The sequence below is a fragment of the Alteribacillus bidgolensis genome, from assembly GCF_002886255.1.
In the GTDB taxonomy this organism is placed as follows: domain Bacteria; phylum Bacillota; class Bacilli; order Bacillales; family Marinococcaceae; genus Alteribacillus; species Alteribacillus bidgolensis.
In genome coordinates this window covers 2,301,143-2,326,459 of sequence record NZ_KZ614149.1, presented here as the reverse complement: position 1 = coordinate 2,326,459, position 25,317 = coordinate 2,301,143, and the positions used below count along the sequence as shown (strand labels likewise).

Sequence of the window (25,317 nt, the reverse complement as noted above, 5' to 3'; positions counted from 1 at the left end):
AAACATAAAATTTTCTATGAAAACGCTTTGAAAACTTATGATTTCAATCGGTAGAAAGGAGAGAGAAAAAGTGAGTGAATTAAAAAGAGTAAACGTGTGTTCAGCAGAGGATTTAAAACCTGGACAACGACAGTTAGTAAAAGCTGATAGATCAGAAACTGCTATTTTAAATATAAATGGTCAGTTATATGCTGTTCGAAATAAATGTCCACATCAGGGCAGCACCACGGGTTAATATAATTAAGACATCGTGTAAATAACCAGGTTTTATAAAGTGGAAGTTGAGAAGATAGGGTATATTTATGAAAGAATTTACTTGAGTTATCAAAAAATGCCAATCATCTCGTTATTTCCATATAAGATGACTGGCATTTTTATCAAAGAATATTTTCTTATTTTGCTTTCTTATCCTTATTTATAATTTTTTTAGTTGTTTCTAAGGGGTAAAGTGTTTGATTTGATAACTTATTATCTTTTTTTCTTTAATAATGGCATAGCTCATAAATACCATAAGAATATAGAATGGGAATGTAACAGCAATAATTACATTTTGCATAGCCTCAGGACCGCCGCTCATTAGCAGGACTATAAATCTAGCTTGCTTTAGTTTTCATATCATTAACTTCTTGTTTCTTTATCTCACCTTTTAAATCTTTAATAATTGTTACATTCATTAATACCATAAAGAAGATAAACGGGAAAGTAGTTACAATAGCAACACTTTGTACAGTGGAAAGCCCTCCACTTACAAGTAAAGCAACTGCTCCAATAGCTATTAAAACTCCCCAAACCATCTTAATTTTGTTAGAAGGATTTAAAACACCATTTTTACAATACATACTTAATGTAAAAGTTGCTGAATCTGCAGATGTAACAAAGAAAGTTATTAGTAAAAGAGCTGCTATTACACTTAGTAATGAACCACCAGGTAAATAATCTAAAAATGCATACATAGCAAACGTAACATCTTGAGAAACGGTGTCAGCTAAACCAGTATGATTTAATTCTTGAATCATGTGTAGAGCACCGCCTCCAAAAATGGAGAACCATAAAAAGCTTAAAACAGATGGAACGATAAAGACACCAATAACAAATTCTTTGATTGTTCTTCCTTTTGAAATACGAGCAATAAATCCTCCAACAAAAGGAGTCCACGCAACCCACCATGCCCAATAAAAGATTGTCCATGATTCAATCCAGCTTGTTGCCTCTTCGTTAGATGTTCCTAAGCGCAAACTCATTGGGATAAGATCTGATATATACATTCCTGTTGTGTTTATAAAGATATTAAGAATTTTAATCGTTGGACCAATTAAAAGTACCAAGGCCATCAATAAAAAAAAGAAAGTAAAGTTTACGTTTGATAAATATTTGATTCCACGGTCCAACCCTGTAGAGGCTGAGATTAAAAATAATCCAGTCGCGATTCCAATTGTTAAAATTTGAGTGGTTAGCGTATTTGGGATTCCCCATAAAAAGTTAAGACCACTTGTTACCTGTAGAGCCGTCATTCCTAAAACAACAGAAGTATTTAAAGCTGTCATAAATGCAGAATAACCATCAATACTCTTCCCGATAGGTCCATAAATTTTGTCTCCTAATATAGGATAAAAAGTTGAGCTTATTAAGCCAGGAAGCTTTTTTCGAAATTGAAAATATGCTACGCATAATGCAACGAAACCGAAAATGGCCCATGCGCCAAGTCCCCAATGTAAAAACGTATATTTCATTGCAACATCAACAGGTGCAGAGGTTTCTTGACCAAGTGGTGGATCTACAAAATGCATCACAGGCTCTGCTACACCATAAAAAATCAAACCAACACCAATACCTGCACTAAATAGCATAGCAAGCCAAGTTACTGTACTATAAGATGGTCTGTCATTATCATCACCTAATCGAATTGCACCAAATTTTGAAAATGCCAAATAAATACAAAATGCTAAAAAAAAGAAACATACTAAAATAATAAACCACCCAAAATAACTAAGAATAAAAGTTAAAGAAGCTGAAAATACCTTATTTAACAAATCAGTAAAGAAAATACCAAGCATGATAAAGATAAACGTTAAAGAAACAGACGTTATGAAAACGCTATTATTTTTAAACAAATAAATTCACTCCTTCAAATTAAATAACAGATTGTTTGAGCACAACTTCCGGGTTAAATTGAAAAGCTTGTTCTTTTAAATTGTCTACTAAATCCTGTGCTTTTACTTTCGGAAACCCTGCAATATCATAGATATATTTTTCTGGATACAGTGCAGCCAATTGTCCACCGAGCTGGGGCATACTTTCGATCTACTGGTGCAGTTGAGCTTTAATGTTTAACTAGATGGGTTAAGGATAAATAGAATAAATTGTTTATTTTAAATAAAACAATTTATTGTTAGCGCTTTCAAATATGAATGGATATGCCCGGAATACATATCAATTCATAAATTTTAAGCGAAATAAATCACGATTTTATGAAGATCGTGATCATAATGATTGAATGAATGTATAGTATCATAGTTGAATATAGTAAACAACTTTTAATTTATGTATATTTTAAAAGTTAAGTGTCTTTACACAAGTATATATATAACCTGTTTAAAATACCGAACTATTACTATTAATATCGTCGAATATCGTCGATTTTCGTTTTTCGTTTTTCGTTGTCTGTTGCATACATCAGAATTGGAAATTAACTTTATAGAAATGTCGATGTTGTTGGTTAAGTGGCGGCATGGGATGTCAATCCACGAAAAAATCAATTGGTACGCTTGTTACTGCTGCTTAAGATGAATAAGAAAATTATCTAATTTATCAGGGTTATAATCGAAAAATTAGGCTTTTTTATACTCGGATTTTAACGTAGTAAATCCACAGGTTCTTAAATATAATTTAACGCATTTCTATAATAAAAGATTGCGCCCTTTCCTTAATTTATTCTTTGTATTTATATTAAGTTGAACTCTTTTAAAAATGCTTGGAAAGCTTCAGTTCGTAAAACATCTTTTCGATGAATAAAGATAGTTGATACTCTGGCATATTGCTTAGGCATCGAGTAGAATTGGAGATTGTCTTTATAGTGAAGGTTGTCGACATAGTATTTAGATAACAGCGAAACACCCAAACCGGCTTTTAAACAGCCAAAAAGGCCTTCCAGCGTAGAAAATTCCATGATTTTTTTAGGGAAAATTCCTTCTGCTTCAAGCCATGTTTCTAACTGTTTTCGATAAATGCAACCTGGTTTTAACGTGAGGAGTGTTCTTTGATTGATATCTTGAAAGGTTTCTAAAACAGCATGATTTGAATCGGAAACTAAAATCACCTCTTCTTCGACAAACGGTTGTGCACACAGGGCAGGATGGTTGACAGGACCAGCTACAAAAGCACCATCCAGTTGGTAATCCAATATGTCGTTGATCAGTTTTTCAGTAGTACTGGTCTTTAAAGACAAATCGACTTCCGTGAATTGGTTCATAAAGTTATTCAGCAACGGAGGTAACCTCACGGCTGCAGTAGATTCAATAGACCCAATAGATAGTGGTCCGCAAGCAGTCTCCTGGTTGGAAACAGATTTTTTTGTTTCTGCAACTAACGCGAATAGTTGATCTGTGTATTTTAATAAGGTAACACCTGAAGGAGTTAACGTGACGCCATGGGAGTGGCGATAAAATAATTTCGTATTTAGTTCAGTTTCTAATCGTTTTATTCTTGTCGTTATATTGGATTGAACGTAATTCATCTTTTTTGCTGCTTTTGTGAAATTATTTTCTTCGACAATAGCTTTAAAAACCTCTAAATCGCTAAGATCCAACGAAAACCTCTCCTCTTTTCCTCATCAATTTAATTAATTACTATCATCTAAAAGATTCATTATTAATGATATCAAATCTATATTACCATGTTATACGCGATGTTCGTTTGTATCACGATTGATTTTTTATATTCAGGAGGAAACATTATGAAATGGTTGTTCATCTTATTAAGTATGCTAGGTGGTTCTGCCTTGGCTTTTCAGGCAGGGGTAAATGGAGAGATCGGAAAACGGGTAGGAACAATAGAAACTTCTTTTCTAGCCTATGCCATGGGAGCAGCAGCTTTATTTATCTTTTCCATACTATTAGGAAAAGGGAATTATTCGGTAGTATGGACACTTCCTAAGTGGGAAATGTTTATTGGAGTATTGGGAGCCTTATATATCTTCATTATGGTTTTATCTGTTCCCAGGGTTGGGACAGGAACAGCTTTAGTAGCTGCTATAATGGGGCAAGTTATTATGGGGATGGTTTTAGATCATTTTGGGTTGTTTGGAGCTAAGGTTAATCCTATCAGCATGGACCGGATTATAGGTGTAGCATTAATGGGAGGATCATTATATTTTATTTTATAAGTAGTTTCAAAGAGAAGGGAATAACACCGATCCGGTACCGATATGACTAAAAAAATTAGTTGATATTATTAAACAATAATAGGGACTATTCCATAATAAGGAAGATTGTCTATTTCATGTCTTCCAAAAGGGAATATTTTATTTCCCATCCCCAACCTTGCTTGTGTTTTTTCTTCTTCATTATAGATATTAAAACCCATGTATCATCCAATCAGCATAAAACGATCAAGCCATTTAATTCATCTAAGAAACTTATGAATAAATAAGAGCCCATAGTAATAGTAACAATAACAATTTTTATCGGAACAAGGATGAAGTCAACTTTTTCACTTCAAAGCAAATATTTTTAAGAGAAGGATACGAAAAAGATTGCGGGAAAATCAATTAGTCTATATGACACAATGAACAAAAACAAAAGAGGAGAAATATCTATGCCGGATCATTCAACCCTTCGAGACCATATCCTTTCTCAACTAAGGGAGATAGTCGTTGCTAATTATCCTCAGAAAAGGTTCTTGTCTATTTATTTGGATCATGGGCCAGGCAAGAAGAAAAGCAAAGCTCCTTCCTAAACAATTTTCACAGAAAAACGTTTCATATTTACGTTTTAAAACCGAAAAAATACCTTCTATCTAATCTGATGGATAGAAGGTAAAAGGCTGGGTAATATTTTTTTCTTCTAATATTTCACTAACCCTCCGCAAGTTTGCAATAGATTCATTGGACGTTTTTCTCCCTAGTTCAACAATAATGGTTTCAAGTAGAAAAATAGTAGGTACGACGGTGTATTGTTTTTGGCTGGCCTGAGTTTTTAAAGTAATAGAAGAAAAAGATGCCGCAGGAGAAGATAAGTGATCTGTAATTAAAATAACAGGTATCCCACGTTCATGACAGAGTTTTACGGTCTCAAGGCCAATGGTTGTAAAGGGAGCATTATCAATAAGAATCAAAGTCTCTTTTTTAGTTGCTCGTACTATTCTGTCGAAAACAAATTCTATATCATGACTGAGTTGTACCACGCGTGGGAAAAACTCTTCAAGAAGGTGGCCAAAATATTCCCCTAATCCCTTGCTTGACCGCAATCCTAAAATATAAACTTTTTCAGAATTTAATAAAAGATGGATGGCTTTATCAAAATCTTTCTTGAAGGAAGACGTGACAGTACTATTTAAAGCCCTCACCGATTCTTCTCCAACTTGGGATAAACTATGTTTATTTTGCTCTTTGTTGGTAAAAGACTCTTGTAAATACCACCATGCAGATGGGGTAGCGACAGACTCGTTTTGGATTTCCTTCTTGATAGCTGAATAGCTGTCATATCCTATATGTCGAATCAATCTCAGCACAGTAGTAGTCCCAACTCCAGCCTTTTTGGCTAAATCCTCCAGAGTGAGTATTCCAATTAATTGATAATTATCGACTAAAAACTCACACAGTTTCTTTTGTTTTTTTGGTAAAGTATTTCGAATATCAATTAATTGCCTAAGAATATGCTGAGAACCTTCTTGCACTTCTGAGAAAGAAGGAATCTTGTCTATAGAATCATTTGTTTTTCCGGAATCCTGTCCCAAATAAATCATCCCTTCTATACTAGAATGTAAATTACTTTAATACTTTAGCTCTATTATAACAAATAACGTTTTCTTTTAGACAAAAAGGAGTAATTTCTCCTTTTTTATTTTTTATGGTTTATTTTATTCCTTTTTAGTATTATTATGAATTTGTAGAAAATTTTAATAAAATTAGGAGGAAACAAAACGATGTCAACTGAAGCTGCTGTAAATCAAGAAGTCTTGGTCCGATGGTTATCCCAAGAAGAATGTATTCAAGCTGGTGCGAAGGACATGGATATGATTTTAGAATACGTGGAGAAAGTAAATAAGTGGATGGCAGAAGGAAAAGTAGTCGAGCCTGAACTTTTGCACCTTTTATGGGAAGAAGGAAACTATTCAGGAAAGCGGATTGGAGTCCATGCCTCTCTTATTCAATCAGAAGAAATGAAAGTTGCGGCAGTCAAAGGTATTCCAAGTAACCCAATGAATCCGATTAATCATCAGACTCCTCGTTCTAATGGAATGATTATTTTGTATAACGAGGATACTGGCTATCCTTTTGCTGTTATGGATGACACAATTGTAAGCGCTTTAAGGACAGGTGCTTCCAGTGCCCTAGGCGCAAAATATTGTGCACGTCCTGACTCTGAATCTATCGGACTCGTCGGTTGTGGAGTTATCCAAAATGCTCATATCGAAGCCACAAGTAAGGTAATGAAAAACATAAAGACCGTTAGGCTTTATGACATTAATAAAGATAAAGCCCAACAGTTTGCTTCAAAATGGGAGCATCTTGGCTGTAATTTTGAGATCTGTGATGATATTGAACAAGCTGTTGCGCCTTCGGATATTGTTTATACCGCCACCAACGTTAATCTTGGGAATGAATACATTCCAAAAGAATGGATTAAGAAAGGGTCGTTTCATTCAGGGGTTTCTATGTGGGATCACAAGGACGAAGCCATTCTAGAAGGATTTAATAAATATTGTATGGATTATAAGCTGCGTTTAAAGGACGATAAGTATCCCCTTTCTGAATTAACAAAAGCTGGCCGATTGAATCCAGAGGAAATTACGGAGCTAGGACAAGTAATGTTGAACAATCAAGTTTGTCGTGAGAATGAAGATGATTCAGTATTTTTTGTAACGTTGGGTATTTGTGCAACGGATACCGCCAATAGTTACCGAGTTTATAAGAATGCAAAAGAAAAAGAACTAGGAACGAATGTAAAACTTTGGTCTAAACCAGCAATGTTTTAAAAATGGATGAAGGGGATAGGTCATCTTATCCTCTTTCCTCCTATATAAAAAACACTAAAGGGGTGAGGATATGGCTGTTGCAGAATTTAAAAATGAACAAACAGTGGAATGGACACAGCCTGAAAATGAGAAGTTATTAAGGGAAAAAATCTATGAAATTCAGAGTCAATTTTCAGAACATTACCCGCTCATTATCGGGGAGGATCGAATTTATTCAGAAAAAAAGATTCCATCTTATAACCCTTCGAATCATGAACAAGTAGTGGGTTATACCAGTCAAGCTACTCAACAGGATATTGAGAAAGCTATAGGAGTGGCATGGAATACCTTTGAATCCTGGAGATCAAAGACCTTTCGAGAGAGAGCGAATTACCTGTTTAAGGCAGCTGAGGTTTTTCGAAAACGTAAGGCTGAATTAATCGCATGGCACGTAATGGAAGCGGGGAAAAATTGGACAGAATCGGATGGAGATATCAACGAGGCTATAGATTTCTTAGAGATTTATGGGAGAAAAGCGATGCAGATGGAGAGAGATGGGGATCTAATTAGACAACCTGGCATCGATAATAACCTTGAGTATCTACCGCTCGGGGTAGGCGTGATTATTCCTCCATGGAATTTTCCCTTTGCCATTTTGACTGGAATGACGGCTGCAGCGATTGTCACAGGCAACACTGTTTTAGTAAAACCTTCTTCTCTTACTTCGGTAATTGGATCAAAATTTATGGAAATTTTGGATGAAATCAACCTTCCCGATGGTGTGGTAAATTTTGTACCTGGCTCATCTAGAGAGATTGGGGATTTCATGGTTGGACATCGTGATGTTAACTTTATCTCCTTTACAGGATCTAAGGAAGCTGGAGTTCATATTGATGAAACAGCTCATAAAAAAGTTCAGGAACAGCGGTGGATTAAGCGGGTAATATCTGAAATGGGCGGGAAAGACGGCATTGTGGTTGATGAGTCAGCCGACCTTGAAGCAGCAGCTGAAGCGATTGTGGTTTCTGCTTTTCGCTTTCAGGGGCAAAAATGCTCGGCTGGATCACGTGCCATCATTCATGAAAATATCTACGAGCCTTTGATTGATAAAATAGTCTCTCGAACGAAACAACTAACGCAAGGATCCCCCGTTGATAATAATGATATGGGTCCAGTGATCGACCGCAGTTCCTTCACTAACATTAGCCAGTATATAGAGAGCGGAAAGAAAGAGTCTGTTCTTGCATGCGGAGGAGGCACTGATGATAGTTATGGTTATTTTATCGAACCAACCATTTTTATCGATGCTCCAGCTGACTCCCTTATTATGAAGGAGGAAATATTTGATCCTGTTCTCGCTATAAGTAAGGTATCTTCTGTTAAAGAAGGAATCGAGGTTTTTAACAACACAGAATATGGGCTGACTGGATCTTTATTCACACAAAATCGCGATCATATGGAATACGCACGGAGACATATGGTATGCGGAAATTTATTCTTTAATGGCAAATGTACGGGAGCAGTCGTAGGAGTTCAACCTTTTGGAGGGTACTATATGTCTGGAACGGGAGCAAAGACAGGTTCCCTTGATTATCTCAAACACTTTGTGCAGTCAAAAACTATTTCTGAAATATTATAGTGGGATGGAGAAAGGAGAATTAACATGAAGACAATTGAGGGAGGCTGGCCCAAGGAAGCGAAATTTGAACCGACATTCCTCGGTTATGAGTATACAGACCAAGATAGTTTTCGTAAAGAAGTTGAACAAATATGGATGAAAACCTGGTTGTTAGCAGGGAGAATAGAAGAGGTTCCGAATGTAGGAGATTATTTCACCATCCAATTAGAAAAAGAAAGCCTTATCTGTATGAGAACACAAGAGGGAAGTATCCAAACCTATTACAATGTTTGTATGCACAGAGGCTCACGTCTTTGTGAGGAAGGTACAGGAAATATGTCTAAAGGATACATTACATGCCCATATCACAGCTGGATGTATGACGGTGAAACAGGAAAGCTTCTTAGTGCTCCTAATATTCCAAGGGAAACGGAAGAATTCTCTTGTGAAAAAGTCCAACTGCATTCTGTAAGAACCGAAATTTGGGATGGGTACATCTGGATTAACATGGATCCTAACGCACCCTCGTTAGAAGAAAGTTTCCGACTTCCAGAATCATGGTCGATATATGAGAAATATGACATGAAAAACCTAAGAATTGGATCCCAGAAAACGTATACCGTTCATGCAAATTGGAAGCTTTTGATGGAAAATGCATCCGAGTGTTACCACTGCGGTAACATTCATCCAGAGTTAAGTCGTGTAACCCCTCCAAACCGTCCTAGGCAATGGATTGATAAAAACATACCAGATACGGAAGTCTTAAAGCATGTAGGAGCCATGGAGCTCAAACCTGGACTTGAGCGGGTGAATCTAGATGGCAAGGCCTACCGTCCGCCTTTTCCAAATCTGAAAGAAGAAGATGTATCAAAGATTTATTATCTTCACTTTTTCCCACATTCTTATATTTGCATGGCTTCTGACTATGTGTTTGTTGCTGCCATGTGGCCAATTGATGTGGATAAGACTATCGTTAAGGGGTACTGGTTGTTTACGCCTGAGGTGTTAGAAAATAAGGAACCAATCCAGGATGCCATAGATATTTGGGATATTACAAGTAAAGAAGATTGGGAAGCATGTGAATGGGCCCAGCAAGGGAACGAATCCCGTGTTTATGAAAGCGGAGGCATACTAACCCCCATAGATTGGCGTGTAGCTAAGTTTAAACACTATGTACACAAAAAGTTGGAAGAACCTTTTTAATTCCTAGATGAAAGAGGTTGATTGTATGATGGAAAGTTCACAATACATTTTTGTTGATGAGCTATCCTCGATTGAAGAGGATGAACCTAGAGAAATATATGCAGGAAATAAAACAATTGTCGTAGGAAAAGTCGATGGGAAAGTGTATGCAGTAGATGGAATTTGCACTCATGCATATGCAGAGCTTGCGAATGGAGATCTTGATGGCCACTGTTTATATTGCCCCCTTCATTTTGCTTCTTTTGATATTCGAGATGGAACAGTAATTGAAGGACCAACAGACCAACCTCTTTCAACATATGAAGTTATTGTGAAAGATGATCAAGTATGGATTAACATGAAAGGAGCATCTTCATGCTAGACTACAATTCAACCTTAATAATCGGTGGAGGAATCGCAGGCCATCATGCAGCAAAATCATTGCGAAAAGAAGGGTTTGAGGGAAACATCACATTAGTAGAAGGCGAGGCGGAGGTTCCATACGACCGCCCGCCCCTCTCCAAAGAATATTTATCAGGAGCACAGGAAGAAAAGGATTTTACTCTATTCTCAAAAGAAGAATATACGGAACTTTCTGTAAATTTATTGTCTGGCGTAAAAGCCAAAAAAATTCATGCTGAAGAATGCAAGGTAGAAACGGATGATGGAAGATTTTTTCCATACTCAAACCTTATTTTAGCAACGGGTTCATCGCTGCGAAAACTTTCTGTTGACGGAGATCACCTAGATGGAATCCACTATTTAAAGTCTCTATCAGATGCACGAAAGCTAAAAAATTCTTTAACGAAAATCAAACGTATAGCTATTATTGGGGCGGGTTTTATCGGACTTGAAGTAGCAGCCGTTTGTCGGGAGAAGGGCATAGAGGTATCGGTCATTGAAATGGGAGACTTACCGATGTCCCATTTGTTCGGAAAAGAGGCAGGACAATATTTTTACGATATCCACGATCGAAAAGACGTAACTTTTTTGACCAATGATTCAGTCTCCCATTTTGAAGGCGAAAGAAAAGTGGAAAAGATTAGAACCAAAAAAGGAAAAGTGGTCCCTTGTGACGCCGTTGTCATTGGGATCGGTGTAATGCCTAATACTTCGATTACTCACCCGGACTTACAGGTGAACAAGGGATATATCACTGATGAATATGGGAGGACAACCCTCCCTCATGTCTACGCAGCAGGTGACTGCGCAGAATGGACATACCAAAATAAATCCATTGTTGTGGCGCATTGGGACCATGCAATGAACCAAGGGAAATCCATAGCAAAAAACATTGTTCACAATCATTCAGAACCATATCGTGCAGTTCCCTTCTTTTGGTCTAATCAATACGATCAGCAATTCCAATTTGTAGGGCTCCCACTGCAAGATGCAACGATCGTTTTCAGAGGAAGTCCAGAGGACGGTGAATTTTCTTGCTTTTATGCAGATAACAACCAGGTTATTCACGGCGCTTTAATGGTCAATCAGCCCAAAAATGTTATTCCTGCTCGCAAATTCATTCAAAAACAACAAGCGATGGATTTGCAGCAAATAAGCGATCCAACCATTCTTTTGAAGAAGGTGCAGCCACTTCAAAAGATTTGAATCATACACATAAAGGAGGAGGAATGTTGAAAAAACAAGATGTATTAAGAGTTTCTTTACTTATATGTGGCTTGTTTATCGTCATTGGCGTACTGTGGACGGAATGGCTCTCAAATACGGCCAATATGCTTTTAAACCTCGCATTAACCTATTTTGATTGGTTTTACCTTCTAGCAGCTTCGGCCTTTGTAGGGTTTTGTCTTTACTTCATGTTTTCAAAGTATGGAAAAATACGCCTGGGAAAAGATTCGGAGCGCCCAGAATTCAGTACACGCTCTTGGATAGCCATGTTATTTAGTGGCGGCATGGGTGTAGGGATATTATTTTGGAGTGTAGCCGAACCTGTTATGCATTACACGAATCCACCATATGGAGAGGCTTCTAGTGCAGAAAGCGCTGCGCTTTCTATGAAGTATATATTTTTTCATTGGGGCCTTCATCCATGGGCGATCTTCGCTCTTCTTGGCTTAGGTCTTGGCTATTTTCAATATAGAAAAGATCTTCCTGCAACGATTAGTTCCATCTTTTATCCACTTTTAGGAGACAAGATCTATTCACCAATAGGGAAGATCATTGATGTACTCGCTGTCTTTATTACAGCAATTGGGGTGGCCAGCACTCTCGGGCTTAGCGCCTTACAAATCACAGGCGGCCTGAACTATATGTATGGAATTCCTAATACCTTTGTCTCACAAATTGGAATTATCGTGGCAGCAACTCTATTATTCTTAATATCTGCTTTATCCGGATTACACAAAGGTATAAAAATATTATCAAATGTAAATATGGTTCTCGCAGGGGTCTTAATGCTTGTCCTCTTTTTTATAGGACCTTCCAAACAGATTCTTCAAGTATTTATAGGTTCTACCGGAAGTTATCTAGGTGATCTTGTAAATCTAAGCTTTCGACTTGATAGTTTTAATCCGTCTGGAAATGAATGGATAAGTGATTGGACGGTTTTTTATTGGGCGTGGTGGATGACGTGGGGTCCTTTTGTTGGATCATTCTTTGCGAGAATTTCTCGAGGGCGCACCATTAAAGAGTACATGACAGGAGTCTTAATCGTACCATCACTGATCACCTTTATTTGGTTTTCTATCATTGGGGTGGCAGCCATTAGTCAGGTTCATACACTTGGGAACAGCGGGCTTAGCCAAGCAATAAACGAGGATGTCACAATTGCTCTTTTCTCTTTTCTTGATTTTTATCAAATGGGAACGATACTTAGCATTATTTCATTTACCCTCATTTTAGTCTTTTTTATTACATCAGCGGACTCCGCAACTTACGTCTTATGCATGTTAAGCAATGGCGGGCAGCTGAATCCTACTAATTTATTAAAGGCTTCCTGGGGAGTTATCATTGCGGGTTCTGCCATTGTCTTTTTACTCACAGGAGGATTGGAAGCAGTACGAACAATATCGATCGTGGTGGCAGCACCCTTTACAATATTATTATTGCTCATCGGTTATTCAGTTCTAAAGTCACTTAAAAGAGAATTCACCCTAGAGGAGAAAAGATTTCATCATAGCCGATATAATATAGCCAATAAGCATAATATTACTAGTAAGCAAGAAGATCATTCAAAGGTTTCTAAGGAGGGATAGTAATGGAAAAAATGAAACCCTGTGCTTCTATACTTAGTCCATGTGATGGAAAAGTGGAAAGTGTGTGCGTGAAGCCAGACGACTACGTATATGAATGGGAAGAAATAGCCAAGATTCGAAATTATTATGGAAAAATCGAAGTAGTTAATATAGGAGTCAGTGGAACTATCCAAGATCTCCATGTTAAAAAGGGGTCAGAGGTGTTTTCAGAGCAAATAATTGGAACCGTTTTTGATGATCTGATTATTTCAGGAAGTGATTGAATTGTACTTTCTGGTTATATACGATTATTGCTTACAAAACTAGTGAATGAGAAGGGTTTATACATTACATTACATTGATTATAAGCTGCAAACAATCAGTTCACTATATATAGAGTTTCCTTACAACAAATTAAATCAAAATATTCTAACAGTCATACTGAACATATAGATGGAATTGATGCTAAAATTAATAATGAAGATTAAAGATGGATACTATAACCCCACTCTTTCGATGTGCTCTGAGTGAAGTGGTTGTCATAAGTTTTTTGATCAACAGGAGTTATATTGACCATTATTCAATCGGTATTTTCTAGTTAGGAGGAATGTTAATCAAAAGCATCCCTCCTTTTTTTATATTAATAGTTATGCTTTTGGAAATCTTCTCTCAAAGCTTTACTTAGTGAAACAATCATAATTAATAAAATAAATATGAAAGGGAATGCCGATGCAATAGGTGCAGTCTGCAAAGCTCCAAGACCTCCAGATGCGAGAAGGACAGAGGCTGTAGCCGCTAGATAACATCCCAACTTAGTTTTACCGCATTGGGGGGATTGAGGTTACCGTTTGTAGTCTGCATTCCCAAAACGAAGGTGGCTGAATCAGCTGACGTAATAAAAAAGTGCTAATTAGCAATACTGCCAGGATTGTAGCCACGGTACCGAACGGAAGCGAGGAGAACATTCCAAACATAGCTTCCTCCGCCGCTAACTCATTCAAACCTGTGTTTATACCTTCAATTTCTTGAAACAGACTTCCTCCTCCAAATACAGTAAACCATAAAATACAAAATATAGTAGGTGCAAAATGACGCCAAAAACGAATTCTCGAATAGTACGACCTTTAGAAACTCTCGCGATGAAAGCACCAAAGCTATAAACCAAGCCCAATAAAACACGGTCCAATCTTTCACCCATAGTGTATACTTTGGGTCAGGCGGGGATACTCTGAAGCTGTCTTTTGGAAGATGCTTGAAATATGATAAGAGTGTTGATGAAAAATTATCTAATATACATACGGTTGGTCCAATTATTATCAAATTGTCCTAGGAAGAAAAATGAAGTTGAAGCAAAAATCGAACGATGACGAGGGGATTTTATATAATGCTCGTTTAAAATGATATAGAAATGAATGATGAGATTCATTCATTTTGTGAAATATTTTATTTTATACTTGCTATAAATTGTTGTACAATATAAAAAATCCAAAAAATCAGAACGATTTAATAAAGATAAAAATACAATAGAAAATAGAATCATTAAGGGGATTTTACACCAGATATCATAGACGTTAATTGGGAGAGAGGAAATATGTTTAAAAAAATATTATCGAGTATTGGCATTGGCTCTGCAAAAGTAAATACAGTGCTTTTAGATAGCAGTATTGAGCGTGGCAAAGAAACCAAAGGCGAGGTTCATATATTCGGAGGGAACACAGAACAAAAAATATCAAAAATATATATTCATATTGATTCAGAATTTGATAAAGAAGATGATGATACAACAGATTTTCGTAATGTCACTGAACCGATTGTAGAAATCGAAATTACAAATGCTGTAACAGTTAACCCCTATGAAGAGAAAGTGATTCCATTTTCCTTAATTTTGCCATATTATACACCGGTTACATTTGGAAAACAAAAAGTGTCCATTCAAACAGAATTAGATATTAATTTTATCAATCACCCTGTAGAAACCCATGATTTCATCGTATGCGATCCATGGCTCGATGAAATTTTAAGGCATTTAAATGATCACGGTTATACACATAATATGATAAGCGGTGTTTGCAGGCACAAAATAAATGAAGGCAACAATCCGACCCATTGTTTACAGACTTTCAATTTAGTAAATGATCAGGGGACTAAGATTTATTTTGTTGGAAACGAAAAAGATATTCATATTTACATTTACATCAAAGACCACGTTAAACATTTTCCTATATATCGGGATGATGATTTAAGTGAACAATTAAAAAATCTCCGTCCACTAATCGCTGACGGAAATTAATTAAACGAGTGAGCATGAACATTTCGAGCAAAACATTTAGGATAAAACCCCTAGGCCCCCCAATCTTTACAGAATAGGGGGGTTAAATTTATTCTCTAACTGCATTATAACTATCATTAAATATATAATTTATTTTGACCCTGCAGACATCCTAGTCCATAAATACCTCTTTACTCACCGATTGGGATCATTAGATCGGTCCAAGCTGCTGTCTTTAAAAATATCTCTGATAAGGGTAGTCAGTTCTTCATGCTGGTCATCACGGATTTTAGCTTCATAATAGTACTTCTTGGAATTCGCAGGATGTCGCACATTGCTGATACCGAGTATTTGTGACGGTTGTTCTGGATCACATCTACTTTCGTCCCATGATCAGCGGGATAATCACCTCTCCGAAATTAAAATTCAACGGTAACCCCTAACCCTATCTTGTAGTGTCATAGTTTCGCTTGTTATACGAGATCTAGGTCTCAACCAGCCTCAAACCTGTTTCTACAAGTAGGAGGGACAGCCAAGGGTGCAAGCGTCCTATCCCGGCTACCTACAGAATAAAGCCTATAACCAGAAAATATAAATTAACTGGCTGACCTTATAATACGGAAGACGCTCTTTAGAAGTAACAAAAGCCTAATTTCTCAACATTTTAAAAGAGAAATTAGGCTTTATTGTATTTAGTGACTCTTAAATTTTAAATCCACCTGATGCTACCACTTAGAGTAAACAATTTATGTTGAAAACATTCTTTTGCCCGTTCTATTGACTCTCGATGGACTTTCATGCTTGATTTTCTTTGACAGAAGAGTAAAAAATATGAACCCTAGAAATTTCCATTATGGCCGGAATCTGAGAATAATGCTGTTAAAATTGACACATTCTATGATGAACACAAATTTTCAGAGTAAGGGCATGGTCATTCAGTCATATGGATACAGCCGGAACCATCCATTTAAAGAGTGAACGGGGAGGCTAAGACATTGGTTTCTAATTTTTTTTTAAAACGAAAAAAGCTCAGAAAGCAATCAGTACAGTCAGCATCAGAGGAACAAGAAAATTTTTCTCTTCAATTGTTCTCCAATCTTGATAAAAATCTTCATAACCTTAAAGCGATGTTAGAGAGCCCTAGTGATTTAATAGTTAGGGAATTTACGATTGGAAATACGGACCATCGATGTGCCATCGTGTATATAGAAGGGTTAGCTGACAAAATGGTCCTGAATGAACAAATTATGAAGAATATTCAAATAGAATCCGTAGAAAGTGAAAAAAAATTAACAGTCAATTCCGTTCATATTGTCGATCAATTTTATAACAAAATCCTTTCCGTCGGTGAAGTGAAAAAAGTCTTCACATTAGATGAAGTTTCAAATTCCATTCTTTCCGGAGATACTGCATTATATATAGATGGAACCGACCAAGTATTGATTATTGGGAGTAAAGGATGGGAAAACCGAAGTATTGAAGAGCCGTCTACAGAGGTGCTAGTTCGGGGACCGAGGGAAGGATTTATTGAGAATCTGCGGACCAATACAGTGCGGATTCGTCGATATATTAAAGATCCGAACTTACGGTTTAAATCATATAAAATAGGAAGACGTTCAAAAAGAGAGCTTGTGCTAATCTATATCGATGGCATTGTAAATCCTGCTATTGTTCAGGAAGTAAACCGAAGACTAGCATCGATTGATTTGGATGATGCCCCAGATACAGCCTATATTGAGCAATGGATTGAGGATAATTTTTTATCACCGTTTCCCCAAGTAGCATCTACGGAAAGGCCGGATAAAGTAGTTCAAGATGTTTTACGAGGAAAAGTGGCCATCTTATTAGATGGGACCCCCTTCGCTTTAATCGCCCCCGAGACCTTTGGAGAGACACTACAGTCCCCAGAAGACTATTACTCAAGGTGGGCGGTCGCTTCATTAATTCGTATGTTGCGATATCTTGGAGCTTTTATTTCCGTTTTTTTACCTGCTCTATACATTGCCCTTGTGACATATCATCCAGGGATGATTCCCTCTGAATTAGCATTTTCTATTGCTGCATCTAGGGAGGGTGTTCCTTTCCCTGCTTTTGTGGAGGCGTTATTAATGGAAACAACGATGGAATTGCTTCGTGAAGCAGGTATTCGTTTACCTAAACCGATTGGGCAAACGATTGGCATTGTAGGAGGTATTGTAATTGGTGAAGCTGCAGTAGCAGCTGGTATTGTAAGCCCCATTATGGTAATTATCGTAGCGATTACAGCTGTTTCCTCATTTTCGCTGCCCTTTTACAGTATCGGCCTTGCTTTTCGCATGCTTCGATTTACTTTAATGGGGGCAGCTGCTCTTTTTGGACTCTATGGGATGATTTTGGTTTACATAGTTATTAATATACACCTGGTAAATTTAACAAGTATAGGGGTTCCTTATACGACACCGTTTGCCCCGGGTTTTTCTCGTGACTGGAAAGACCTAGTGCTCCGCAGTCCGATCACTATGTTGAAAACACGCCCTGCATATATGCAGACAAATGATCAAAAGCGAATCGGGATGAAGAAAGGTCGGCCATCATCATGAAACCTTTTGAATATGGAGATCAGGAAATTGGAGAAAAAGACTTTATATACATTATTCCTTCCTTTACCATTGCAATCGTGATCCTTACCATACCTAATACATTGGCAAAAGTAACGAATTTTGTTGACGGCTGGGTTTCTCTGATAATGGCGGGCATGTGTATAGTTTTTTTTACCGCGGTCATTGCCAAACTCGCTGCCCGTTTTCCAAAAGAGACGTTTTTTACATACGCCTCTAAGATTTGTTCAAAACCTGTTGCCGTAGTGCTCACGATATTGTTGGGTGTTCACTTTCTCCTATTGGCAGCCTATGAAGTAAGATATGTTTCGGTCATTGCTAGACAGTATTTGCTTGAACGGACTCCGGGAGAGATCATTTCGTTACTATTTCTACTAGTAGTAGTCTATGCTGTTTCAGGTTCTCGAGTGGGTGTCATCCGGTTAAATTTGTTGTTTTTACCCATTATAGTTTTCATTGCTTTACTAGTGACTGGGATGAATTTGGTTAATTTTGATTTCAAAAATCTATCTCCTTTTTTTACCACCAGTTGGAAAGGGTATTTATCAGGGGCCGAGGATAGCTTGTTTGCTTTAAGTGGTTTTGAGATTCTTTTCTTTTATATTGCACTCGTGGACAGACCAAAAAAGGTGCAGAAATATGCGATGATTGGTGCATGCATACCGTTAGGGTTATACTTAGTCATCTATACGGTGGCCATTGGTGTTTTCTCAGCAGAAACTACGGGAACAATCATTTATCCTACAATCGAATTAGCGAAAGCAGCAGAGGTGCCAGGAGGCTTTTTAGGACGTTTTGAATCTTTATTTTTTACGATTTGGAGTATGGCCATTTTTAATACGGCATCCTTAGCGTATGATGCGGCGTTAATAGCCGCTGGTTCGCTGTTTAAACAGGTGAAAAAAATAACGTTTATTTTCATTCTAACGCCTATTGTTTACCTGATAGCTATGTTTCCTAAAGACCTTATAGAAATATCCACAATGGAAAGATTCATGTCGTACTCTTTTTTCCTAGTGGGGATTTTACTTCCAACCTCTTTATTGTTACTAGCAAAAGTAAGGGGGATCAAAGGTAATGGGTAAAGTTTTGTTCTACCTCATTTTTTTTGGAGTACTTCCTCTTTTCTTAGCCGGCTGTTGGGACCGAGTGGAAATTGAAGATCGCGGTTTTTTAGTTGGGGTGGCCATTGATTTAAAAGATGAAACAGATGAGGAATCGGAAGAAATGGGAGGGGAATACCGGTATAAAGGAACGTATCAAATCGTAGTTCCTGCCTTCATGTCTCAAGGAAGTTCTGACCAAAGCGGTGGTGGAAAAGAGAAAGCGTATAAAAATATGTCATTCAAAGGCGTTAGTATGGTGGAGCAAGAACTCAATTTGGCATTAGAACTAAGTCGAATACCATTCTATAACCATTTGCAATCAATTATTATTTCAGAAAATGTTGCAAAGGCCCCTCAAGCATTCGGTAATGTTCTCGATCCTTACATAAGAGAGGGTATGGTACGAAGAGGGGTAACCGTCATAATTGCAGAAGATGAGGCAGGTCCTGTGTTGGATTTTGAACCAGTACCTGAAAATCTCCCAATCATGTATATTGGTTCCGTTAATAAAAATATGTATCAAAATCCAAAAATGATCCCGGAAAAACGGTTAGGTGATATTCATGAGCATTTGGTAAAGAAAGCAAGTTTTGTCGTTCCAAAAATAAAGAAAGAAGGTCAAAAGATTAACATGACAGGGGCAGCCGTATTTCATGGTCATAACAATCAAATGGTAGACTTTATTAATAGTGATATAACAGAAGGTCTAAACTTTATAACCGGTAAATATGAAGGAGGGGTTTTAAAAACAAAGGTAAAGGATGACCTAATTGTTTATGAAATCAAAGAGGAAAAAAGTGCCGTAAAAGTCGATGTGAAGAATAAAGAAAACATTCAATTTGAAATTAAAATTAAGACAGAAGGAAAAATAGGAGAGTCTTTTAGCCGTCTTGATTATTCGAACCCTAAGATTGAATCCGAAGCGGAAGACGCTGTAGAAAAAGAAATTGAACGAAAAGTAACTGAAACGATTAAAACCTTTCAAGAAGATTTAAAAGTTGATGCTCTTGGATTAGGCAGCTATCTTGAAAGAGAGGATTATCGGACATGGGAAAAGGTCAAACAAGACTGGGATTATGGAAAAAACTATTTTTCCAATAGTACAATTAAAGTCCAAGCAGAAGCAAACATTCGGGATTCCGGATCAGTTATTAAAAGTGAAAAACAATAGAAAGAAGGGAAGACGATGTGGGAAAAAATAATCGATCGATTACCCTCCAACATGGCTTTCTTTTCTGCTTTATTATCTTTGTTACTTCCTATGGTAATCCATAAGCTAAACCAAAAAATACACAACTATGGGGATCCGCCGTGGAAAAAGCAGGAAAAAAGTGAAGATTTATCATCGAAAAATATTAATGCTAATAATAAGAATAACTAATAAAAAAGGCGAGCCGTTCTTCTTTGAACACATGCTCTTATCATATTATGAAATATAAAAAGCCTTATTTCTCGACATTTTAAAGGAGAAATTAGGCTTTATTTGCATTATCTTAATGTGTTATATCCACGTTTTCCCGGATGCTAAGGTAATTACTTAATAAAAGTCTATTTTATAAAAAGGGGTAGCGTCAGGGTTTTGACAATTTACAACGTAAAGAAAACAAACCTAGTTATGTCGATCAAAAAAATTGTATTAATAAAGTTTTATCCTATTGTTACATATACACTTGTTTAAACAAATTAAATTTTTAAAAAAATTCATAAATTAAAAGTTGTTTACTATATTCAACTATGATAATATAAATTTATTCAATTATCATGATCGCGATCTTAATAAAATCGTGATTCATTAAACTTAAAACTTTAACATGAATGGATATGTACTTCGATATATCCATTCAAATTTGAAAGCGCTGACAGAAAAATAAAACGAAATTGGAGGTTAAAAGTTTATGATAATACCTTAATTGTTTTTTTGCCCAACTGTTATATTGGTTTAATTTTTAATAATAAAATCTATAACCATATGAAGGAGGCATTAAACAAATAAAGAAGTTTATATCACCATTATTGGTGGGGACCTGTTGGGTTATTTACAGTTATTATGGTGGAATGATCCAAATGAAAGTAAAAATTATTATGCCCAGCTCGGCGGACAATAGACAGCATTGTATCCAGAAAAATATATCTTTGATATTGGGGAATTCCGAAAGTCGAGCTCATGAACATAGTTTTAAAAAATTGATGAATTCCATTGTAAAAGTAAAAACACCATATAACAAAAAGAAGTTATTAGAAATGGTGAGAAAATGGAATCCAATGTTCTTGAAAAAGGAAAAGCAAAAAAATAATCGATCTTGACCATCTAACCGTAAAGTATGGATTTGTTTCCTCATTTGGTCCAATTAAAGAGTGGGGATTAGAAATAGAGAAAATACAATTGTCCTCCATTCAAAAAACATCAAAGGCCTTTATGCAGTAGGTGATATTGCCACATATTCCGGAAAAGGGAAGTTAATTGCAGCTGGTTTTTGCGATGTACCACCAGCCGTTAATAATGCAAAACCTTTCATTGATCTAAATGCCTGTGTTCCACCGCTGCAAAGTAAAAAGTATTATGGGAGAAAAAAGAAAAGAGTAAAGCGGCAATCCTTACTTAAAATGTCCCAAACAAATGAGTGAACGAAGTACAATCGATCATTTTTTTCATTTTTTGGATGTTTCTGATTTTTATTATGGAGTGATTTTATTTGTTGAAAAAAAATGCAGTATTTATTACTTCTATGACCTCTACTTTGTTATTTATTATACTTGGAGTTTTTTTTAATGATTTTGTAAATGAATCATTTTCATATATCGTTAGCGGCATCGTAAGTTATTTTGGTTGGGTTTTCATTCTAGGCGGCTTCTTATTCCTTGTCGTCTGCTTTTACCTAGCTTTCTCAAAGCATGGGGGTATCAGATTAGGAGATGACGCGGATAAACCAGAATTTAGCACACTGTCTTGGATTGCGATGTTATTTAGTGCTGGCATTGGAGTCGGTTTAGTGTTCTGGGGCGTAGCTGAACCAGTTTCTCATTACCAAAATCCTCCTTTTGGTGAAGGTTTAACGGCCGAATCCGCTGACGCTGCGATTCAATATTCCTTTTTTCATTGGGGATTAGGTGCTTGGGCTATCTATGGTATTGTCGCATTGTGTCTTGCATATTTCCTGTATAGAAAAAAATTACCATTATTACCGAGCTCTATCTTATATCCAATTATAGGAGACAGAATTTATGGACCCCTAGGTAAGAGCATTGACAGTTATGCAGTGTTCATGGTTGCTCTTGAACAGCTGTTGTTTTAGGAATGATATCAATGCAGTTGACCAGTGGTCTTAACTTTATATGGGATGTTCCTAATACTTTTTCTACTCAAATCACACTAATAGGAATTTTAACCGCTCTATTTTTAATTTCAGCATCAACAGGATTAAATCGTGGAATTAAATATTTGTCGAATGTAAATATGCTTCTTGGTTGTTTATTATTGTCTATACTCTTTCTTTTAGGACCATCTGTTCAGATTATTAATAAACTTATCAATTCTACAGCAAGTTATATAGGGACCATTATTCCTGCAAGTCTTCATTTAGAAACGTTTGCTCAAAATACATGGACTGAAACATGGACTGTGTTTTATTGGGCATGGATGTGTGCTTGGACACCATTTGTTGGAAGCTTTATTGCTAGAATATCGAAAGGCAGAACCATTAGAGAGTTTGTCATCGGAGTTCTCGTTGTTCCAACAGCAATAGGGATCGTCTGGTTTTCTGTCTTTGGAGGAAATGCTCTTCACCTAATTCATAACTTAGGATTAACTTCATTAATGGATGCAGTTAATAACGATACATCAGTAGCTATATTTGCCTTGTTGGATTATTTCCCTGCTAGTTTTCTATTAAATATTATAGCTGTAGTATTAATTACAACTTTTTTCATTACCTCTGCAGATTCAGTAACCTTTACATTAGGTATGTATAGTACAAATGGTGATACTGATCCGCCTAATGAAATTAAAATGATATGGGGAATTACTTTTGCTGGCGGAGCTGCAGTTTTACTAATGAGTGGCGGTCTTGAGGCTATGCAAAACGTCATTATTGCTATTACATTCCCTTTTTATATTCTTATGGTATTTATGAGCTATGCCATTATGAAAGATATAAAAAAGAATAAACTCGCAAATCAATCGCTTCAATCCTATTCAATCCATTCAACTGAAAAAAATATGAACACGAATAAACAAGCAAAATAAGTAGATATTCTTACTTGATAAAAATGCCAAACATCTTTTATTTCAATTATATAACGAGATGTTTGGCATTTTAAAGTTTTTAAGGTACCCCAAATAAATAATCGAAAAATTTCTTTTATTGATATTTACAAAAGCTATAAAATGGATTACACTGTGGTTAAGAAATCGCGATCATTAAAATATCAAGATCTTAAAAGCGTTTTCAAAGATGGGATTGTAGAAGATAATTTAGTGATCAGTGAAAATTAAAAAACGATTATTAAGAGAGGTGTATTTAAAATGGCAATGATGGAAAAAAATCTTACAGGTTCTACTAAGGAAAAACAGTTGGTTATTGATTCTGATGTGCATGCATATTTTGATTCTATTGAAGAACTTGTTCCTTATTGTGACGAGTCTTTACAAAAACGTTTGAATATTGGGCCATTCAAGAAAAAAGCATTTAATGGAAAAGTTGTTTCTTCTGCAGAGTTTCGTTTTCCTGAGTGCCGATATATTAATCCATTATCCGTATTACGTTTGGATGCATTTGCACCAAATGGTTCTATCCCTGGGGCTGATCCAGAATTTGTAGCAAAAGATTTACTTGATCGTACTAATACACAATATGCCATTTTAAATTCTGCTAATGCTACAATGGGAGCTTTCCATAATGTAGACGTCGCGAATGGATTTAACTCTGCTTATAATGATTGGCAGTATGAAAATTGGTGTGAGAAAGATAGCCGGTACAAGATGTCTATGCTTGTATCCCCACTTGATCCTGTAGCAGCAGTAAAGGAAATTGAAAGAATAGGGAAAAAACCTGGAGTTGTAGCCGTGAACCTGCAAACAACGAGTATTCCATTCGGTAAAAGAAATTTATATCCTATTTATGAAATTGCACAAGAATATGGACTGCCAATGCTAGTTCATCCAGATTCAGAGCAATCAGGAGAAAACAGCCCTTCTCAAGCAGTAGGACCAGCTTCAACTTATATGGAATGGCATACTTGCCTAGGGTTAATGGCTCAAAGAAATATCGCTAGCTTAGTTTGCGAAGGAGTATTTGAAAGATTTCCAAAGCTTAAGTTCGTTTTTGCAGAGTATGGAATGGGTTGGCTCCCAGGTCTAATGTGGAGACTAGATAAGAATTGGAAGGCGCTGCGCGATGAGGTACCATGGTTGAAAAATAGACCAAGCGAATATATTAGAAGCAATGTACGTTTAGCTACGCAGCCCATTGAAGAACCATTCCGTCCTAAAGATTTATTAGAAGTTATTCAAATGGCTGGAGCCGAGGACATGCTTCTTTACAGTAGTGATTATCCTCACTGGGATGGAGATGAAGCAGACCGGGTATTCAGTACTCTTCCGAAAGAGTTGAAACATAAAATTTTCTATGAAAACGCTTTAAACACTTACGATTTCAATCGGTAGAAAGGAGAGAGAAAAGTGAATGAATTAAAAAGAGTAAATGTGTGTTCAGCAGAGGATTTAAAACCTGGAGAACGACAGTTAGTAAAAGTTGATAGATCAGAAATTGCTATTTTTAATATAAATGGTCAGTTATATGCTGTTCGAAATAAATGTCCACACCAGGGAGCATCAATGGTATATGGTTCGGTAGATGGAACGATGCTGCCAAGTGATCCTCATACGTATCAATATGGAAAACACAATGAGGTTTTACGCTGTCCTTTACATGGATGGGGATTTGATATTAAAACAGGTGAATCTATGTTTGATGCAGAAAAGTGTAAAATAAAGACTTATGATGTACGTCAAGAGGGGAATTCTATTGTTTTGTATCTTAATAAAGAGCCGAAAACAGTTTCGTTAATTGAAACTACCAATTGTATTGTATCATAAAAATAAAAGGTTTTTTTATTGATATAAAAAGATCGTGATCATTTTTATATCACGATCTTTTTACAAAAGTATTTACATTTTTAC

At 36.4% G+C, this 25,317-nt stretch carries 21 protein-coding genes and 4 pseudogenes; 19 read left to right on the top strand and 6 right to left on the bottom strand.

Annotated features, from left to right (window positions below; translation table 11 throughout):
• The first annotated feature begins 70 nt into the window (after positions 1-70).
• Positions 71-235, top strand: coding sequence for a Rieske (2Fe-2S) protein (locus CEF16_RS11640; protein WP_170031869.1), 165 nt, complete (start codon positions 71-73; stop codon positions 233-235).
• A 358-nt stretch (positions 236-593) separates the two neighbouring features.
• Here the strand turns inward: CEF16_RS11640 and CEF16_RS11635 are convergent, their stop codons facing one another.
• The 3 genes and pseudogenes from CEF16_RS11635 to CEF16_RS11625 all read right to left on the bottom strand — a co-directional run bounded on the left by CEF16_RS11635 (position 594) and on the right by CEF16_RS11625 (position 3,805).
• Positions 594-2,111, bottom strand: a complete 1,518-nt coding sequence (locus tag CEF16_RS11635; RefSeq protein WP_245917843.1) for a BCCT family transporter — start codon at positions 2,109-2,111, stop codon at positions 594-596.
• A 25-nt stretch (positions 2,112-2,136) separates the two neighbouring features.
• A pseudogene (locus CEF16_RS11630) lies at positions 2,137-2,301 on the bottom strand (ferredoxin--NADP(+) reductase); the annotation flags it as partial.
• 640 nt (positions 2,302-2,941) lie between these two features.
• Positions 2,942-3,805 (bottom strand): LysR family transcriptional regulator, encoded by an 864-nt coding sequence (locus tag CEF16_RS11625; RefSeq protein WP_091581161.1) that lies wholly within the window; start codon positions 3,803-3,805, stop codon positions 2,942-2,944.
• 147 nt (positions 3,806-3,952) lie between these two features.
• On the opposite strand from CEF16_RS11625, the gene CEF16_RS11620 reads away from it, so the two are divergent.
• Positions 3,953-4,381, top strand: a complete 429-nt coding sequence (locus CEF16_RS11620) for a DMT family transporter (protein ID WP_170031850.1) — start codon at positions 3,953-3,955, stop codon at positions 4,379-4,381.
• A gap of 632 nt (positions 4,382-5,013) precedes the next feature.
• Here CEF16_RS11620 and CEF16_RS11615 read toward each other — a convergent pair.
• Entirely contained in the window at positions 5,014-5,952 is a 939-nt protein-coding gene (locus CEF16_RS11615) for a MurR/RpiR family transcriptional regulator (RefSeq protein ID WP_170031847.1), read from the bottom strand.
• Between the two features lie 189 nt (positions 5,953-6,141).
• Here CEF16_RS11615 and CEF16_RS11610 point away from each other — a divergent pair, with 189 nt between their 5' ends.
• The 7 genes from CEF16_RS11610 (at position 6,142) to CEF16_RS11580 (ending at position 13,451) form a co-directional block, all read left to right on the top strand.
• On the top strand, positions 6,142-7,194 hold the full coding sequence (locus CEF16_RS11610; RefSeq protein ID WP_091581169.1) for an ornithine cyclodeaminase family protein: 1,053 nt from the start codon (positions 6,142-6,144) through the stop codon (positions 7,192-7,194).
• Between the two features lie 70 nt (positions 7,195-7,264).
• Positions 7,265-8,812 (top strand): L-glutamate gamma-semialdehyde dehydrogenase, encoded by a 1,548-nt coding sequence (locus CEF16_RS11605; protein ID WP_091581172.1) that lies wholly within the window; start codon positions 7,265-7,267, stop codon positions 8,810-8,812.
• A 24-nt stretch (positions 8,813-8,836) separates the two neighbouring features.
• A complete protein-coding gene (locus tag CEF16_RS11600) occupies positions 8,837-9,994 on the top strand; it encodes an aromatic ring-hydroxylating oxygenase subunit alpha (protein ID WP_091581175.1) in 1,158 nt (385 codons plus the stop codon).
• Between the two features lie 25 nt (positions 9,995-10,019).
• Positions 10,020-10,355, top strand: a complete 336-nt coding sequence (locus CEF16_RS11595) for a Rieske (2Fe-2S) protein (RefSeq protein ID WP_245917842.1) — start codon at positions 10,020-10,022, stop codon at positions 10,353-10,355.
• Positions 10,349-11,581 carry an NAD(P)/FAD-dependent oxidoreductase gene (locus CEF16_RS11590; protein WP_091581180.1) on the top strand — a complete coding sequence of 411 codons (1,233 nt, stop codon included), beginning with the start codon at positions 10,349-10,351 and terminating at the stop codon, positions 11,579-11,581. Before CEF16_RS11595 ends, CEF16_RS11590 begins: the two co-directional genes overlap by 7 nt.
• Positions 11,582-11,604: 23 nt before the next feature.
• Positions 11,605-13,188 (top strand): BCCT family transporter, encoded by a 1,584-nt coding sequence (locus tag CEF16_RS11585; protein WP_091581182.1) that lies wholly within the window; start codon positions 11,605-11,607, stop codon positions 13,186-13,188.
• Positions 13,189-13,190: 2 nt separating this feature from the next.
• Entirely contained in the window at positions 13,191-13,451 is a 261-nt protein-coding gene (locus CEF16_RS11580) for a biotin/lipoyl attachment domain-containing protein (RefSeq protein WP_091581185.1), read from the top strand.
• 356 nt (positions 13,452-13,807) lie between these two features.
• On the opposite strand, the pseudogene CEF16_RS25310 reads toward CEF16_RS11580, so the two are convergent.
• Positions 13,808-14,487 (bottom strand): annotated as a pseudogene (locus CEF16_RS25310) (BCCT family transporter).
• A gap of 271 nt (positions 14,488-14,758) precedes the next feature.
• On the opposite strand from CEF16_RS25310, the gene CEF16_RS11565 reads away from it, so the two are divergent.
• Positions 14,759-15,457, top strand: a complete 699-nt coding sequence (locus CEF16_RS11565; protein ID WP_091581195.1) for a sporulation protein — start codon at positions 14,759-14,761, stop codon at positions 15,455-15,457.
• Between the two features lie 207 nt (positions 15,458-15,664).
• Here CEF16_RS11565 and CEF16_RS11560 read toward each other — a convergent pair.
• Positions 15,665-15,834: pseudogene (locus CEF16_RS11560) on the bottom strand (IS3-like element IS655 family transposase); the annotation flags it as partial.
• A gap of 597 nt (positions 15,835-16,431) precedes the next feature.
• On the opposite strand from CEF16_RS11560, the gene CEF16_RS11555 reads away from it, so the two are divergent.
• The 9 genes and pseudogenes from CEF16_RS11555 (at position 16,432) to CEF16_RS11510 (ending at position 25,233) form a co-directional block, all read left to right on the top strand.
• Positions 16,432-18,015, top strand: a complete 1,584-nt coding sequence (locus CEF16_RS11555; protein WP_091581197.1) for a spore germination protein — start codon at positions 16,432-16,434, stop codon at positions 18,013-18,015.
• Positions 18,012-19,118 (top strand): GerAB/ArcD/ProY family transporter, encoded by a 1,107-nt coding sequence (locus CEF16_RS11550; RefSeq protein ID WP_091581200.1) that lies wholly within the window; start codon positions 18,012-18,014, stop codon positions 19,116-19,118. The genes CEF16_RS11555 and CEF16_RS11550 overlap by 4 nt, the downstream gene beginning before the upstream one ends.
• Positions 19,111-20,310 carry a Ger(x)C family spore germination protein gene (locus CEF16_RS11545; protein ID WP_091581203.1) on the top strand — a complete coding sequence of 400 codons (1,200 nt, stop codon included), beginning with the start codon at positions 19,111-19,113 and terminating at the stop codon, positions 20,308-20,310. The genes CEF16_RS11550 and CEF16_RS11545 overlap by 8 nt, the downstream gene beginning before the upstream one ends.
• A 15-nt stretch (positions 20,311-20,325) precedes the next feature.
• Positions 20,326-20,520: a hypothetical protein gene (locus CEF16_RS11540; RefSeq protein ID WP_091581206.1), complete on the top strand. Its 195-nt coding sequence runs from the start codon at positions 20,326-20,328 to the stop codon at positions 20,518-20,520.
• A gap of 639 nt (positions 20,521-21,159) precedes the next feature.
• A pseudogene (locus tag CEF16_RS25305) lies at positions 21,160-21,764 on the top strand (NAD(P)/FAD-dependent oxidoreductase); the annotation flags it as partial.
• Between the two features lie 68 nt (positions 21,765-21,832).
• A complete protein-coding gene (locus tag CEF16_RS24870) occupies positions 21,833-22,432 on the top strand; it encodes a BCCT family transporter (RefSeq protein ID WP_091581214.1) in 600 nt (199 codons plus the stop codon).
• An 11-nt stretch (positions 22,433-22,443) separates the two neighbouring features.
• Complete coding sequence (locus tag CEF16_RS24865) at positions 22,444-23,382, top strand: BCCT family transporter (protein WP_170031845.1); 939 nt, start codon at positions 22,444-22,446, stop codon at positions 23,380-23,382.
• Between the two features lie 279 nt (positions 23,383-23,661).
• The gene (locus CEF16_RS11515; protein ID WP_091581219.1) at positions 23,662-24,801 is read left to right on the top strand and encodes an amidohydrolase family protein; all 1,140 of its coding nucleotides are present in this window, start codon (positions 23,662-23,664) and stop codon (positions 24,799-24,801) included.
• A gap of 15 nt (positions 24,802-24,816) precedes the next feature.
• The gene (locus CEF16_RS11510) at positions 24,817-25,233 is read left to right on the top strand and encodes a Rieske (2Fe-2S) protein (protein WP_245917841.1); all 417 of its coding nucleotides are present in this window, start codon (positions 24,817-24,819) and stop codon (positions 25,231-25,233) included.
• The last annotated feature ends 84 nt before the right edge of the window (positions 25,234-25,317 follow it).

What these genes read in the sequence shown, in the direction of transcription:
- CEF16_RS11620 (WP_170031850.1), top strand. Translation starts at nt 3,953, where the DNA reads ATGAAATGGTTGTTCATCTTATTAAGTATGCTAGGTGGTTCTGCCTTG.
- CEF16_RS11610 (WP_091581169.1), top strand. Translation starts at nt 6,142, where the DNA reads ATGTCAACTGAAGCTGCTGTAAATCAAGAAGTCTTGGTCCGATGGTTA.
- CEF16_RS11605 (WP_091581172.1), top strand. Translation starts at nt 7,265, where the DNA reads ATGGCTGTTGCAGAATTTAAAAATGAACAAACAGTGGAATGGACACAG.
- CEF16_RS11600 (WP_091581175.1), top strand. Translation starts at nt 8,837, where the DNA reads ATGAAGACAATTGAGGGAGGCTGGCCCAAGGAAGCGAAATTTGAACCG.
- CEF16_RS11595 (WP_245917842.1), top strand. Translation starts at nt 10,020, where the DNA reads ATGATGGAAAGTTCACAATACATTTTTGTTGATGAGCTATCCTCGATT.
- CEF16_RS11590 (WP_091581180.1), top strand. Translation starts at nt 10,349, where the DNA reads ATGCTAGACTACAATTCAACCTTAATAATCGGTGGAGGAATCGCAGGC.
- CEF16_RS11585 (WP_091581182.1), top strand. Translation starts at nt 11,605, where the DNA reads ATGTTGAAAAAACAAGATGTATTAAGAGTTTCTTTACTTATATGTGGC.
- CEF16_RS11580 (WP_091581185.1), top strand. Translation starts at nt 13,191, where the DNA reads ATGGAAAAAATGAAACCCTGTGCTTCTATACTTAGTCCATGTGATGGA.
- CEF16_RS11565 (WP_091581195.1), top strand. Translation starts at nt 14,759, where the DNA reads ATGTTTAAAAAAATATTATCGAGTATTGGCATTGGCTCTGCAAAAGTA.
- CEF16_RS11550 (WP_091581200.1), top strand. Translation starts at nt 18,012, where the DNA reads ATGAAACCTTTTGAATATGGAGATCAGGAAATTGGAGAAAAAGACTTT.
- CEF16_RS11545 (WP_091581203.1), top strand. Translation starts at nt 19,111, where the DNA reads ATGGGTAAAGTTTTGTTCTACCTCATTTTTTTTGGAGTACTTCCTCTT.
- CEF16_RS11540 (WP_091581206.1), top strand. Translation starts at nt 20,326, where the DNA reads ATGTGGGAAAAAATAATCGATCGATTACCCTCCAACATGGCTTTCTTT.
- CEF16_RS24865 (WP_170031845.1), top strand. Translation starts at nt 22,444, where the DNA reads ATGCAGTTGACCAGTGGTCTTAACTTTATATGGGATGTTCCTAATACT.
- CEF16_RS11515 (WP_091581219.1), top strand. Translation starts at nt 23,662, where the DNA reads ATGGCAATGATGGAAAAAAATCTTACAGGTTCTACTAAGGAAAAACAG.